18 protein-coding genes and 1 tRNA gene are annotated in these 13,009 nt (G+C 70.4%); 10 read left to right on the top strand and 9 right to left on the bottom strand.

Annotation, left to right across the window (positions count from 1 at the left end):
- Positions 1–706: 706 nt before the first annotated feature.
- The 3 genes from CCN37_RS08340 to CCN37_RS08330 all read right to left on the bottom strand — a co-directional run bounded on the left by CCN37_RS08340 (position 707) and on the right by CCN37_RS08330 (position 3,477).
- On the bottom strand, positions 707–2,083 hold the full coding sequence (locus CCN37_RS08340; protein ID WP_086820148.1) for a HAMP domain-containing sensor histidine kinase: 1,377 nt from the start codon (positions 2,081–2,083) through the stop codon (positions 707–709).
- A gap of 14 nt (positions 2,084–2,097) precedes the next feature.
- Entirely contained in the window at positions 2,098–2,793 is a 696-nt protein-coding gene (locus CCN37_RS08335; RefSeq protein ID WP_086820097.1) for a response regulator transcription factor, read from the bottom strand.
- Positions 2,794–2,871: 78 nt separating this feature from the next.
- Entirely contained in the window at positions 2,872–3,477 is a 606-nt protein-coding gene (locus tag CCN37_RS08330; protein ID WP_086820096.1) for a trimeric intracellular cation channel family protein, read from the bottom strand.
- Positions 3,478–3,539: 62 nt separating this feature from the next.
- Between CCN37_RS08330 and CCN37_RS08325 the strand changes: the two genes are divergently transcribed.
- Positions 3,540–4,007: a GNAT family N-acetyltransferase gene (locus CCN37_RS08325; RefSeq protein ID WP_246842888.1), complete on the top strand. Its 468-nt coding sequence runs from the start codon at positions 3,540–3,542 to the stop codon at positions 4,005–4,007.
- Positions 4,008–4,030: 23 nt separating this feature from the next.
- Positions 4,031–4,693 (top strand): histidine phosphatase family protein, encoded by a 663-nt coding sequence (locus tag CCN37_RS08320; protein ID WP_086820095.1) that lies wholly within the window; start codon positions 4,031–4,033, stop codon positions 4,691–4,693.
- An 85-nt stretch (positions 4,694–4,778) separates the two neighbouring features.
- On the opposite strand, the gene rpmF is transcribed toward CCN37_RS08320, so the two are convergent.
- From rpmF to mrf, 3 genes are read right to left on the bottom strand one after another with little or no spacing between them, the layout of a single operon-like run.
- The gene (rpmF, locus tag CCN37_RS08315; protein ID WP_086820094.1) at positions 4,779–4,940 is read right to left on the bottom strand and encodes a 50S ribosomal protein L32; all 162 of its coding nucleotides are present in this window, start codon (positions 4,938–4,940) and stop codon (positions 4,779–4,781) included.
- Complete coding sequence (locus CCN37_RS08310; RefSeq protein ID WP_086820093.1) at positions 4,940–5,188, bottom strand: type B 50S ribosomal protein L31; 249 nt, start codon at positions 5,186–5,188, stop codon at positions 4,940–4,942. Before CCN37_RS08310 ends, rpmF begins: the two co-directional genes overlap by 1 nt.
- Positions 5,185–6,411: a ribosome hibernation factor-recruiting GTPase MRF gene (gene mrf / locus CCN37_RS08305; protein ID WP_086820146.1), complete on the bottom strand. Its 1,227-nt coding sequence runs from the start codon at positions 6,409–6,411 to the stop codon at positions 5,185–5,187. Before mrf ends, CCN37_RS08310 begins: the two co-directional genes overlap by 4 nt.
- Positions 6,412–6,516: 105 nt before the next feature.
- Between mrf and rpmB the strand changes: the two genes are divergently transcribed.
- The 6 genes from rpmB (at position 6,517) to CCN37_RS08275 (ending at position 9,731) form a co-directional block, all read left to right on the top strand.
- Positions 6,517–6,753: a 50S ribosomal protein L28 gene (rpmB, locus tag CCN37_RS08300; protein WP_086820092.1), complete on the top strand. Its 237-nt coding sequence runs from the start codon at positions 6,517–6,519 to the stop codon at positions 6,751–6,753.
- Entirely contained in the window at positions 6,753–6,917 is a 165-nt protein-coding gene (rpmG, locus tag CCN37_RS08295; protein ID WP_086820091.1) for a 50S ribosomal protein L33, read from the top strand. The genes rpmB and rpmG overlap by 1 nt, the downstream gene beginning before the upstream one ends.
- 1 nt (position 6,918) lies before the next feature.
- Positions 6,919–7,224: a 30S ribosomal protein S14 gene (rpsN, locus tag CCN37_RS08290; RefSeq protein WP_086820090.1), complete on the top strand. Its 306-nt coding sequence runs from the start codon at positions 6,919–6,921 to the stop codon at positions 7,222–7,224.
- Positions 7,225–7,228: 4 nt separating this feature from the next.
- Positions 7,229–7,450, top strand: coding sequence for a 30S ribosomal protein S18 (rpsR, locus tag CCN37_RS08285; protein WP_086820089.1), 222 nt, complete (start codon positions 7,229–7,231; stop codon positions 7,448–7,450).
- 13 nt (positions 7,451–7,463) lie between these two features.
- Positions 7,464–8,117, top strand: coding sequence for a 5,6-dimethylbenzimidazole synthase (gene bluB / locus CCN37_RS08280; protein ID WP_086820088.1), 654 nt, complete (start codon positions 7,464–7,466; stop codon positions 8,115–8,117).
- 84 nt (positions 8,118–8,201) lie between these two features.
- Positions 8,202–9,731 carry a diguanylate cyclase gene (locus CCN37_RS08275; RefSeq protein ID WP_246842887.1) on the top strand — a complete coding sequence of 510 codons (1,530 nt, stop codon included), beginning with the start codon at positions 8,202–8,204 and terminating at the stop codon, positions 9,729–9,731.
- A 21-nt stretch (positions 9,732–9,752) separates the two neighbouring features.
- Here the strand turns inward: CCN37_RS08275 and CCN37_RS08270 are convergent, their stop codons facing one another.
- Positions 9,753–10,400: a response regulator transcription factor gene (locus CCN37_RS08270; RefSeq protein WP_030427006.1), complete on the bottom strand. Its 648-nt coding sequence runs from the start codon at positions 10,398–10,400 to the stop codon at positions 9,753–9,755.
- 164 nt (positions 10,401–10,564) lie between these two features.
- The gene (locus CCN37_RS08265; protein WP_086820087.1) at positions 10,565–11,215 is read right to left on the bottom strand and encodes a peptidoglycan recognition family protein; all 651 of its coding nucleotides are present in this window, start codon (positions 11,213–11,215) and stop codon (positions 10,565–10,567) included.
- A 144-nt stretch (positions 11,216–11,359) separates the two neighbouring features.
- Between CCN37_RS08265 and CCN37_RS08260 the strand changes: the two genes are divergently transcribed.
- Positions 11,360–11,435: transfer RNA gene (locus CCN37_RS08260), tRNA-Arg, on the top strand.
- A 130-nt stretch (positions 11,436–11,565) separates the two neighbouring features.
- On the top strand, positions 11,566–12,078 hold the full coding sequence (locus CCN37_RS08255) for an NUDIX domain-containing protein (protein ID WP_143261493.1): 513 nt from the start codon (positions 11,566–11,568) through the stop codon (positions 12,076–12,078).
- Here CCN37_RS08255 and CCN37_RS08250 read toward each other — a convergent pair.
- Positions 12,029–12,958, bottom strand: a complete 930-nt coding sequence (locus CCN37_RS08250; protein WP_168200572.1) for an alpha/beta fold hydrolase — start codon at positions 12,956–12,958, stop codon at positions 12,029–12,031. The genes CCN37_RS08255 and CCN37_RS08250 overlap by 50 nt on opposite strands.
- Between the last annotated feature and the right edge of the window lie 51 nt (positions 12,959–13,009).

The following is a 13,009-nucleotide window of genomic DNA, read 5'->3' as shown; positions in this document are numbered from 1 at the left end:
TCGAATAAATCGTGCTTAGCATGACTATCGGGCAGCGTGTTCGAGTTCGTTCGGTGGCGAGCAAGCTCACGCACAAGCGAACAGGGAGAGCCGGACCCGGTGGAGCTCATCGCGGAGATCCCGACCAGCGAAGACACCGTCGTGCACGAGCAGGGCTGGCAGTCGTGGTCCCCGTCGACGACCGACCCCGCGTCGGGCACCTACTGCGGCGAAGGTCTGTTCGCGGTCGCCGAGCGGGGATCTGGACGGCGCCGTTCCTCGTGGGCGCGCGGTCGGAGTTGCTGGCTGAGCTCCCGGACTGGTTGGCGGGCAAAGAAAATCCCGTGCGGGTCGGGCACAACCGGGAGCAGGAGCCGTACGCGCTGGACACCACGCATCCGGCCGCGGTTTCGCGACCTTCGCTGACTGGGGCATCGACCATCACAAGATCGACTTTGTGTACGCGGGCGCGGTGCCCGGCCAGCGGCACGCGGAGGTGACCGCGATCGAGGCCTACCGCAGCGGCTTGGCGTTGGTCCGCGAAGCGATCGGCGAGGACGCCTACCTCCTGGGCTGCGGTGCGCCGCAGCTGCCGTCGAGCACCGGGCGGAGTGGGCCGAGCACATCAGCGCCAACGGTGGCCCGCGCGCGTCCTCGGATCGCTTGCGGGGCTTGGCCTCCTGGGGTTGGAGACCACGCGCTTCACCTGACCCGGGGGGGATGGGGCTCAGCCGGGGCGCCCCGGGAGCCAGATCGACATGAGCGCTCCGCCTTCGGGGGCGTGCCCTGCGGTCGCGGTTCCGCCGTGGCGCTCGGCGACCTGCTTGACGATCGCCAGGCCCAGGCCGGAGCCGGGCAGCGTGCGCGCTTCCGACGAGCGGTAGAACCGTTCGAACACGTGCGGCAGGTCCGCGTCCGCGATGCCCCGGCCCGCGTCGGCGACTTCGAGCAGCGCGACGCCCTGTCCGGCCTGGCGCAGCTCGACGCGGACGTGACCACCTGGCGGGCTCCACTTGGCGGCGTTGTCCAGCAGGTTCAGCGCGGCGCGCTCCAGGGCGTTCGCGTCGCCGTCGAGCACCCACGGGCGCAGGCTCGCCTCGAACTCCAGGCTCGGCGCGCGGCGGCGGGCGCGTTCGAGCGCGCGCTCCACCACGTCCACCATCTCCACCGGCTCGTGCACAACACCGGGGGCGTCGTCGCGGGCCAGCTCGACCAGGTCACCGACCAAAGTGGACAGTTCGTTGACCTGCGCGCGGACGTCCTCATAGATCTCCGAGCGGTCCTCTTCGGAGAGGTTCGGCGTGTCGGCGCGCTGCGAGGCCAACAGCAGTTCCAGGTTGGTGCGCAAGGAGGTCAGCGGTGTGCGCAACTCGTGCCCGGCGTCGGCGACGAGCCTGCGCTGGCGCTCCTGGGACTCCGAGAGCGCCGCGAGCATGGAGTTGAACGCCTGCGTGAGCCGGGCGAGTTCGTCGTCGCCGGTGATCGGGATCGGCCGCAGCTCCGCTGTGCGCGCGACGTGCTCCGCCGCCTCGGTCAGCCGCTTCACCGGCCTGAGGCTGCCGCGCGCGACGGCGGTGCCCGCGGCGGCGGCGAGCAGGATGCCCGCGCCACCGACCACGACCAGCACCACGCCGAGCCGGTTCAGCGTCGCCTTGAGCGAGGACAGCGACTGGCCGAGGACCAGCGCGAGCCCCGGCCGGATGTGCGCGGCCGCGATCTGCGTGTCGGTCTTGGTGTCGACCCTGCTGTTCGCGTCGTTCGTGCCGAGCGCCACCGCGATCTCGTCCTGGCCGACCACCGGCGCGGTTGAGCGGCCACCGCTGCCGACCTGGAGCGTGACGTGCCCGGTGCGGTCCACCTCCAGCAGCGCGACCTTCAGTCCGAAGATCTGGAACATGTCGCTGGGGAAGCCCTCGAAGTTGTCCTGCGCGATGGCCGTGCTGACCGCTTCCCGCGCCTGGTCCTCCAGCTTGGTCTCCAGCTGGCTGTACAGGCTGGAGCGCACGGTGATGTAGGCGGCCAGCGACACCAGCGCGACGGCGAAGCCCACGCCGAAGGCGGCCAGCGCGGTGATCCTGGACTGGAGCGAGAAGCGCTGGCGCATCCCGGTCGGCAGCGTCACGGAGCGGTCTCCCGGAGCACGTAGCCCACGCCGCGCACGGTGTGCAGCAGCCGCGGCTCGCCCGAGGCCTCGGTCTTGCGGCGCAGGTAGCCCACGTAGACCTCAAGGGCGTTGCCGGAGGTCGGGAAGTCGTAACCCCACACCTCTTCGAGGATGCGGCCACGGGTGAGGACCTGGCGCGGGTGCGCGAGGAGCAACTCCAGCAGCGAGAACTCGGTGCGCGTCAGGCTGATCGGCCGCTCTCCCCTGCGCACGTCCCTGGTGCCCGGGTCGAGTTCGAGGTCGGCGAAGCGCAGCGTCGGTGCGACCGCGCCCGCGTCGTCCTGGCCGGGGCCGGTGCGCCGGAGCAGGGCGCGCAGCCGCGCGAGCAGTTCTTCGAGCGCGAAGGGCTTGGGCAGGTAGTCGTCGGCGCCCGCGTCGAGCCCGGCCACCCGGTCGGACACCGCGTCGCGCGCGGTGAGCACGAGGATCGGCAGGTCGTCGCCGGTACTGCGGAGCCTGCGGCAGACCTCGAGCCCGTCAAGGCGCGGCATCATCACGTCGAGCACCATGGCGTCCGGCCTGCTGGCACCGAGCTGTTCCAGCGCCTGCACACCGTCGCTGGCCATCTCGACCTGATAGCCGTTGAACTGCAACGACCGCCTCAGCGAGTCGCGAACGGCCCGGTCGTCGTCGACAACGAGGATGCGCATGGAACGTAGTCTGACCCGCCGCCCTGAGAGGTGCCTGAGAAGGGCCTGAACGCTGCCAAAATAGTCATGGCCGCATGGTCAGCGGGGCTCGCGCGGCAGGGGCGCGTTCCACTTCCGCCAGAGCGCGAGCACGCGGACCGTCACGATCAGCACGGCCCCGGCGAGCACCGTCGGCCCCTGCGGCAGGCCGAGGTTGCGCCCGACCACGACCACGACGGCTCCGAGCAGCGCGGCGACCGCGTAGATCTCGCGTTGCAGCACCACTGGGATCTCCCTGATCAGCACGTCGCGCAGGGCACCGCCGCCGATGCCCGTGGTCATGCCGATCAGGCAGGCGGTGTAGGCGGGCGCGCCCAGTTCGAGCGCGGTGATCGTGCCCGCCGTGGTGAACAGCCCGAGCCCGACCGCATCGGCGAGCAGCATGGCGCGGCGCAGCTTGGCCATGTGCGGGTGCACCCAGAACACGATCAGGCCGGTCACCGCGGTCACCAGCAGGTAGCGCCAGTCGCGCAGGCTGGTCGGCGGGCTGACGTCGAGCAGCACGTCGCGGATGATCCCGCCGCCGAGCGCGGTGGTCATGGCGAGGATGACCACGCCGAAGACGTCGAGCCGGGCGCGGACACCGGCGAGCGCGCCGGACGCGGCGAACACGGCGATGCCGACCAGCTCCAACACGAGCAACACCCGGTGATCCTCCCCCAGGAAATCGCGTGCGGCGACGTGATGCTGACCGCGAAGATCGAGCGGTGGGCGAGGACATCACGCTGCGCCGGGCGCGAGCGGACGAGGCAGGGGCGCTCAACGCGCTCGCACAGCGGTCCAAGGCGCACTGGGGTTACGACGCGGAGTTCATGGCGGCCGTGCGCGCCGAGCTGACCTACGACGCGCAGCGCCTGTCGGAGGGGCTGTTCGTGGTCGCCGAGCGCGACGACGAAGTGCTCGGGTTCTTCAGCCTCGACGGCGCTGGACCGCGCGGCGAACTGGGCAACCTGTGGGTCGATCCGCCGCACATCGGCACCGGTCTCGGCAGGCTGTTGTGGGCGGAAGCGGTGCGAAACGCCCGGAATATGGGATGGACGGAGCTCGTCCTGGACGCGGAGCCCTACGCCGAAGGCTTCTATTTCGCGATGGGGGCTCAGGAAATTGGGGTGGTTGCATCAGGTTCTCTACCCGGTCGGACGCTGCGACAACTGATGTTCCCGCTGATGGAGTAGAGGAAAAAAGGCACGATAGACATGTGCGGATCATCCTGCTGCGACACGCGGAAAGCCTCGGCAACGTCGATGAGCTCGCCTACTGCCGCATACCGGACCACGCCCTGCCGCTGACACCGCGGGGCGTGCAACAGGCGCGCGCCATGTCACCGCGCATGCGCCGCCTGCTCGGCCCCGGTCCCGTCGCCGCGTACGTCAGCCCCTACCTGCGCACGCGGCAGACCTTCGAGCTGATGGAGCTGAGCAACCTCATCGAGCGGATAGTCCCCGAACCCCGCCTGCGGGAACAGGACTGGGGCAACCTCCAGGACCCGGTCGACCAGGAGCGGCAGAAGCAGGAGCGGCACGCCTTCGGCCACTTCTTCTTCCGGCTCGCCCACGGCGAGTCCGGCGCGGACGTCGACGACCGGGTCGCGGGCTTCCTGACCGAGCTGGAGCGCCGGGTGGACAACGACCCGGCCCACCCGAAGAACGTCATCGTGGTCTCCCACGGGTTGACCATGCGATTGCTGTGCCGTCGGCTCTTCAACTGGAGCATCGAATTGTTCGAATCCCTGTCGAACCCGCCGACCTGTGATTTCCGGGTCCTGGAACGCGACTCCACCGGCCGCTGGCACATGGACCGCCCGTTCACGCAGTGGCGCGAGTCCCCCGATGGTGAAACCCAGATCACCCAGGTGGCCTAGGCCTCTTTTGTGCTGAATGAGTCATTGAGGTGCTTGAGCGCCCTCAATGACTCATTCAGCACGTAAGGCCAACACGCGCCATCACTCAGGAGGCGTAGCCGCGGCGGAACGCTTGGACCAAGTGGGGTGGGACGAGCAGCTGGCGGCCGTCCACGGTGATGGGGACGAGCGGCACGGGCGCGGCCTTCCACTGGGACCGGCGGCTGCGGGTGTTGCTGCGCGACATGCGCCGCTTGGGGACGGCCATCAGTTCCTCCTGCCGTAGCGACGGTGGAACTTCTCCACCCGGCCCGCGGTGTCGACCAAGCGCTGGTTGCCCGTCCAGAACGGATGCGAGTCGCTGGTGACGTCGACGACGATCAACGGGTAGGTGTTGCCGTCCTCCCACTCCACGGTCTTCTCGGAGGTCGCCGTCGAGCGGGTCAGGAACGCCGTGCCCGTCGAGGAGTCCTTGAAGACCACCGGGTGGTACTCGGGGTGGATTCCGGTCTTCATCCTTCTTCCCTTCCTGTTCGCAGTGCGGAGTCCCGGTCGCCCGAGTCCTCGCAGGGATCTGTGTGCCACTCGCCGAACGGGTCCTCGTAGGTCCGCCACACGTCGGCCCCCGAAGCCAGTTCGGCGTCGGTCAGCAAGGCCTCGCGCAACGCTGAGGTGATCTCCTCCGGCGAAGCCAGGTGCGTGATCACGACCAGCTGCTGTTCGCGGTCGCCGTAGTAGGGGTCCCAGCGCAGCGAGGCCATCGCGACGCGCTCGGAGTCCACTTCGGACCAGTCCTCCGTGGTCGCCAGCCACGGCCCGGCGTGCGCGATGCGGAGCCCGCCGCCCGCCGACTCCACCCAGAGCGCGGCGTCCGGCTGGCTCGCCACCCAGAGGCGCCCGCGCGTCCGCACAACGCCTTCCAGCAGCACGTCGAGCGCGTCGTGCAGTCGCCCGGGGTGGAACGGCCTGCGCTCGTCGAAGAGCACCACGGAGATCCCGCAGTCCGGCTCCAACGGCGGCTGACCGCGCAGCAGCGGCTCGTGCGCGTCACCGACCTCGCCCTTGCGCGCCCGCGCCGGGACGGCCGCGACCAGTGCGTCGAGGTCGAGGCCGGCCAGGTCGGCGCGCGGCAGCTCGGGCGCGAGCCGGTCGAGCACGGCGCCGGTCCGCGCCGCCGTCCACGCGTCCGGGGCCTCCCCCGCCACCACGACCGCGTCGGCGAATTCCACCTGGGCCACAACGACTTGGGCGATCGTGCGCTCATCGTCGGCGCTCGCGCTCATGCCCCGCTCGAACAGCGACTCCTCGCCGATCGCGTCCGCGAACCACGTCGCGGCGTCCACGGTGCTGACCACCGCGTCGACGCGCAGGCGCTCGGTGGCCACGCGGCCGTCGACGACCACGTGGTGCAGCGCCCAGCAGACCGCCTCGGGCTCCATCGCCGGGTCCAGGTGCAGCACGATCCGGCGCACGTCGGGCGCTTCGGCCAGCCGGAGCGCGACGGGCAGCAGGTCCTGGCGGAGCGTGCAGGAGACGCAGCCGTGCGCCAGTTCGAGCACCGCGGTCGCCTGGTACGAGCCGTGGGTCAGCGTCCGCCGCACCACGCCCTGGACCACCTCGCGGAGGTCGTGGTGCAGCACCGCGGTCGTCGGGTCCTCGGCGGCGTGGCGGGCGACCTCGGCGACCGCGTCGGCGGCGAGGCCGGAGAGCAGCACCACCGGCACGCGCTGATCAGTCACGTCGGCCTCCTTGTTGACAACGATTTCCACTTTCAGCGACGGTCACGCTACCCTGGCTCCCGCCTTAACGAAAATCGGTATCGTTTTCATTCCCGAGGAGGACCCGTGTCCGCCAGGTGTCAGGTGACCGGTCGCGAACCCGGCTTCGGCAAGCAGGTCTCGCACTCCCACGTGCGGACCTCGCGCCGGTGGAACCCCAACATCCAGCGCAGGCGCTACTGGCTGGGCAGCGAGAACCGGTGGATCACGCTGCGGGTCTCCGCCAAGGGCATCAAGACGATCGACAAGCGCGGCGTGGAGTCGGTGGTCGCCGAGATCCGCGCGCGCGGGGAGAAGGTCTGATGGCGCGCAACGAGGTCCGGCCGATCATCAAGCTCCGCTCGACCGCTGGCACCGGCTACACGTACGTGACCCGCAAGAACCGGCGCAACGACCCGGACCGCATGCGGCTCACCAAGTACGACCCGATCGTGCGCAGGCACGTCGAGTTCAAGGAGGAGCGCTGAGATGGCCAAGAAGTCCAAGATCGCCAAGAACGAGCAGCGCAAGCTCGTCGTCGCCCGCTACGCCGAGCGCCGCGCCGAGCTGAAGGAGGTCCTGCGCTCGCCGAAGTCCTCCGACGCCGAGCGCGCGGCGGCGCAGCTGGAGCTGCGGCGCCAGCCGCGCGACGCGAGCGCGACCAGGGTCCGCAACCGCGACGCCGTCGACGGCAGGCCGCGCGCGTACTTCCGCGCCTTCGGCCTGTCCCGGGTGCGGCTGCGCTCGATGGCTCACGCGGGCGAACTGCCCGGCGTCAGCAAGTCGAGCTGGTGAGGCCATGACCAGGTTCACCGGCAAGAAGAAGCGCAACCTGCTCAAGTCCGCGGGCGTGGAGCGGGCCGACTGGAAGGACGCGACGCTGCTGCGGACGTTCGTCTCCGACCGGGGCAAGATCCGTTCCCGCAGGGTCACCGGGCTCACGCCGCAGCAGCAGCGCGAGGTGGCCAAGGCGATCAAGAACGCCCGCGAGATGGCGCTGCTGCCCTACGGCAAGCGCTAGTAGCGTCGTCGAAGTGGCCGCACCGACCGAAGTCGCCGAGTTCTACGACGTGCTGTTCCGGCGCCGCGACGTGCGCGGCGAGTTCACCGGCGAGCCGATCGCCGATGACGTGCTCGACCGCGTCCTGGGGGCGGCCCACGCCGCCCCCAGCGTCGGGCTCTCGCAGCCGTGGGACTTCGTGCTCGTCAGCGACCGCGACACCCGCAGGTCCTTCCGCGACCACGTTCGGGCGGAGCGCAGCGTCTTCGCGGCGTCGCTGGAGGGCGAGCGCGCGGAGACGTTCTCGCGGATCAAGGTCGAGGGCGTGCTGGAGTCCACCGTCGGCGTCGTGGTGACCTACGACGCCGACCGGGGCTCCCCCGCCGTGCTCGGCAGGCACGCCATCGCCGACGCCGGGCTGTTCTCGGTCTGCCTGGCGATCCAGAACCTGTGGCTGGCCGCGACCGCGGAGGGCCTGGGCGTGGGCTGGGTGAGCTTCTACCGCGAGGACTTCCTGCGCAGACTTCTCGGCGTCCCGCAGGGCGTGCGCCCGGTCGCGTGGTTGTGCCTCGGCCCGGTCGAACGGCTCGCTGACACGCCTGATCTGGAGCGACACGGGTGGCGCAGTCGGCTACCTCTTCATGACGTTGTGCACCACGAGCGGTACGGGCAGCGACGGAAAAGGTAGCCTGTCGGCAGATCGCGCCTGGTGAGGGCAAGGACGGCGCGGTCAGCCGGGGTCAGGGGATGCCGAGGCGTGGTGGATCACGACGTGGATCACGACGAGCCGATGGCGGCGGGACAGATCCCGCGGCAGGACCGCGAGGTCCGGTCGCTGCTGGACTCCGGCCGCGTGGTCGAGGCCAACACCCTGTTCGACGACGTGGTCTCGCGCACCCCCGCCTCCGGCGGGGACCGCTGGCGCAGGGCGACCGTGCTGGTCTACCGGGCCGTGGTGGCGTGGCGGCTCGGCCGCATCCCGCTCGCGCTCGAACTCGCCGCCGAGGGCTGGACGGAGCTGGACTCCGAGCGCCCCGTCGGCGCGGCGGCCGCGCAGACCATCGGCATGCTGGGCTACCTGCTCGACGGCATCGGCCACCGCCGCGCCGCGCTGGACATGACGCGGCTGTCGGTACAGGTGGCCAGGGACTCCGGCGACGCCCAAACGCTTGCCCACTGCCTGCAGCGGCTGGGCGGCACGCTCAACTTCCGCGCGGTCGACGCGCCCGAGGAGACGGCCCGGCAGATCTTCGGCGAGGCGGCCGTGCTGCTGGAGCAGGGCCTTGAGCTGATCAGCGAGGGCTACGTGCACCGCGCGCTGCTCGGCGCCTACTCGCGCTCCCTCGCCGGTATCGGCGAGCTGGACCAGGCCGAGAAGACCGCGAAGCAGGCCGGAGAGCTGGCCCGCGGCGCCGAGGACTGGTGGGGCCAGGCGGTCAGCCACTGGGTGCTCGCCATGGTGCAGCGCGCACGCGGCGACCTCGCGGAGGCGCGCACGCTGGCCGCGCGGGCCGTGGCGGAGGCGGAGAAGATCAACGACACGTCGCTGCTGTTCCGGTTCTCGCTGGACCTCGCCGACGTCTGCAACTCCCTCGGCGACGCGGTCGGCGAGGCGGAGGCGCTGCGCAGGAGCCTCACCTCCAGCCGCAAGGCCGTGGAGACGTTGCAGGAGGGCCTTGGCCAGGCGCTGGAGCAGCGCAGACTCGCCGTGCAGGCCCAGCGGCTGGCGATGGCGGCGCAGGAGGCCGCCGCGCGGGACCCGCTGACGGGGCTGGCGAACCGGCTCGGCCTGGAGCGCGCCGCGCCGCAGCTGCTGGAGCGGACCGCCGCGCGCGGACGGATGCCGTGGCTGGTGCTGGTCGACGTGGACTGGTTCAAGGGCGTCAACGACGACGCCGGGCACGCCGCGGGGGACGCGGCGCTGCGCGAGATCGCCCAGCTGCTGCGCCGCGAGTGCCGCACTGACGACCTGGTGGCGCGATGGGCCGGCGACGAGTTCGTCGTGCTGCTCGTCGACGCCACCGAGGACCGGCACAACGTCGGCCCGGTGGTGGCCGAGCGCATCCGCGCGGCCGTGGACGACCACGACTGGTCGATGGTGCTGGGCAACATCAGGCGCCCGACCGTGAGCATCGGCGTCGCCGCCGGTCCGGCCAAGCTGGACCAGCTCTTCGCGGCCGCCGACATCGCGCTCTACCGGGCGAAACGCCACGGCAGGAACCGCGTGGAGGTCCACCCCTCCGCAGAGGGCGGAGTGGACGGGACCCTGCTGGCGCCGGAGCAGCCCGTCGGCCTGGAGTAGCCAGACCGACGGGTCACCCGATCAGGCGATCAGCCCACCGCGGTAGGCGACCAGGGCCGCCTGCACCCGGTTCACGGCTCCTATCTTGCCGAGCACCGAGGACACGTAGCCCTTCACCGTCGCCTCGGACAGGTGCAGGGCACCGCCGATCTCGGCGTTGGACATGCCCTGCCCGATGAGCGCGAGCACCTCCCGCTCGCGCTCGGACAGGGACCCGAGCAACGTCCGAGCCGGCTCGGCAGCCCGCTCCCCGTTCGCGACCGCCGCGAGCACGCGCGCGGCCACCCCGGGATCGAGCACCGCTCCGCCGCGCGCGACGTCGCGCACCGCCCGGACGAGCTGGGCGGGTTCGGTGTCCTTCAGCAGGAAACCGCTGGCACCGAGGCGCAGGGCCTCGCTGACGTACTCGTCGATGTCGAAGGTGGTGAGCATCGCGACCCGTGGCGGGTCCGGCAGCGCGCGCAGCCGTCGCAGGGCGGACAGGCCGTCCGTCGTGCGCATCCGGATGTCCAGCAGGACCACGTGCGGGCGAAGTTGCCGCACCCGGTCCACCACGAGGCAACCGTCGTCACACTCTCCGACAACCTCGATGTCACCAGCACTCGACAAGATCATTCGAAGACCGGATCGAACAAGGTCCTCGTCATCGACCAACAGAACTTTGATCACGGACGCCTCCCCGACTGACGCGTCGTGTTCACGGGCATGTACCGGAGGGCAGTATCACCCACCGGCGTTACGGTCCGGTTATCTCACCACGTCAGGGGCTCCGGCGCGACACCCAGTCGGGGAAGAGCGGTGAACGGAGGGTTACCGGCGATGAGCCTCAACCCTCAGCGCAGCAGCTTGGACACGTCCTGCCTCAGCTTTGGCAACATGCTGTAAAGCTTGTTGCCAGGGCAGTCAGTCGAGTTGTAGTCCCGGTGCCCCCTGATGTTGACGACCTTGATCCCGTACTGCTGGCAGATGTAGGCGCACATCGCCACCAGCGAGGTCCACAGCTGCTCCGGCGGCGTCGCCGTGTGGTAGGTCCCCTCGTTCTCGATGCCGATGTGCGTGGTGTTGTGCCCGCCCACGTGCGCGCCGAGAACGTGCTGTTTGCCGCCTTTGAGCGCGGCCAGGCTGCGGTGCCGCCCCTCAAGGACGTGGCCGCCCCGGCTGATCGTGAACTGCTGCCCGCTGTCGATCCACCCGTTGTTGTTCATGTGGTGGTTCTGCACCGAGCGGGCCAGTGAGTACGCGTGCGCCTTGCTGTAGTCCGTCGAGTTCGGGCTCTCCGTCTGGTGCACGGTCAGCACCGTCGGCTTGTGGCCCAGCAACTGCGGCGTCGACCTCGCGGGCCGCGCGCTCCAGTCGGCGCAGCTCACCACGCTCGGCGCGGGGACGGCCAGCGCGGGCGTCGCGGTGTGCAGCCCGGCGCCCACGACCAGGCCGGCACCGACGACACCGCGGAGCAGGGCGCGGCGGGACAGTTCGCTCTCCATCGGGAACCTCCGCAGTTCGGAAAGAGTCTTTCCCAACTGTGCGGCGATGCGCGCGGTACGGTCAACGCCGCCCCATCAGGCCCGTCGAAGCGGCCCACCCGCCAACTGGCTTGGCGGTGGGTCGTATGATCTAGCCGTTCCCGCGCCTCTGTAGCTCAGGGGATAGAGCATCGGTTTCCTAAACCGTGTGTCGCAGGTTCGATTCCTGCCAGGGGCACCAGCGGAAACAAGCCCTGACCAGCATCAGCTGGTCAGGGCTTGATCTTTTCAGGCCGCAGCGGTCCCGGTTCAGAACTTCCCCGGTTCGTGTTCGAACTTTCACGTTCTGTGGTCGTGGCAGGGTGGCCGCCATGAGCGAGCTGAGCACCGCCGGATACCTCACGGAGCTGGACCGCGCCGAGGTGGAGCGCGGCGAGTTCGCCGGGCGCGCGTCCATGACGATGGTGCTGGACGGGACCGGCCGGGTTCTGCTCAACCTGCGTGACGACAAGCCCGAGATCCTGTACCCGAACCACTGGGCGATCCTCGGCGGCGCGGCGGAGCCCGGTGAGTCGCCGGTGGTGACGGCGCGGCGGGAACTGGCCGAGGAGATCGGTTCGGCGGTCGAGCAGTTCGGTGAGTTCGAGCACTTCTGCTCGGTGATCGATCGGGGCGGTCACCGGCACCTGGTGTCGGTGTTCACCACCAGCACCACGTTGCCGTCGACCGCGTTCACGCTGGCGGAGGGCCAGGAGCTGAGGTTCTTCTCCTTCGACGAGCTCGACGGCATCCAGATCACGCCGTTCGTGCGGCAGGTGCTGAGCGAGTACCGCGCTAAGCGGCTGGCACAGAAGCCAGGTGCGCGAGGAGCAGCGAGCTGGTGACGGCGGGGGCTTCCTCGGGGATGTTGTGGCCGATGCCTTCCAGGTTCTCCATCCGGTAGGGGCCGGTGACCCAGTTCTTCGTCGCCTGGACGCCGGAGGGCGCGACCATGGCGTCCTTGGTGCTCGCGATGAAGAGGGTCGGCACGGCGACGCGCTGCTCGTAGCCCCGGAAGTCGTTGGCGCGGTACCAGTTCAGCGCGGCGGTCAGGGCACCCGGCTGCGAGAGCCGCCGGAAGTACTCGGCGCTCTTCTCGGGTGAGACACCGGGCAGCTTGGCGGGCCCCGACGCGAGGATCTTGTCCTCGGGGATCGGGGTGGGCTGCCGGAACATGTCCATGTACTTGGAAGCACCCTGCTGCGCGGGATCGGTTCGCAGCGCCTCGGCGAACGCGCCCAGGTGCGGCACGGAGACGGCGGTCAGCGAACGGATTCGGCTCGGGTGCCGCGCGGCGGCGATCCAGGAGACGGCGGCTCCCCAGTCGTGGCCGACGAGGTCGAACTGCTTCCAGCCAAGGGAATCGGCCATCGCCACGACGTCACCGACGGCGAGGTCCAGCCGGTAGTTCTCGACGCCGGCCGGCCGCACGCCGGGCGAGTAGCCGCGCTGGTCGGGCGCGACGGCGCGGTACCCGGCGGCGGCGAGAGCGAGGAGCTGGTGCTCCCACTCGATGCCGAGTTCGGGAAAGCCGTGCAGCAGAAGCACTTTCCGGCCGTCTTGCGGTCCGGCCGCGACGGCGTCGAAGGTTCCGGCGGCGGTGGTGATGCGCAGGGGCGTGATCCGAGGCGGCTCGGCGGCGGGTGTGCAGCCCGCGATGCCGAGAAAGGCGACAGCGGCGGCGGCCAGCTTGACGAAGCCGCGACGGGAGCGAGAAATCACCATGTGGTCAGCCTGTCCGCGCGCCGGGTCCAAGAAAATCAGGCGCACCCCCGA

The organism is Allokutzneria sp. NRRL B-24872, from assembly GCF_002155965.1.
Lineage (GTDB): Bacteria > Actinomycetota > Actinomycetes > Mycobacteriales > Pseudonocardiaceae > Allokutzneria.
The sequence above is the reverse complement of the archived record's forward strand: the minus strand, read 5'-3'. Positions and strand labels throughout refer to the sequence as shown.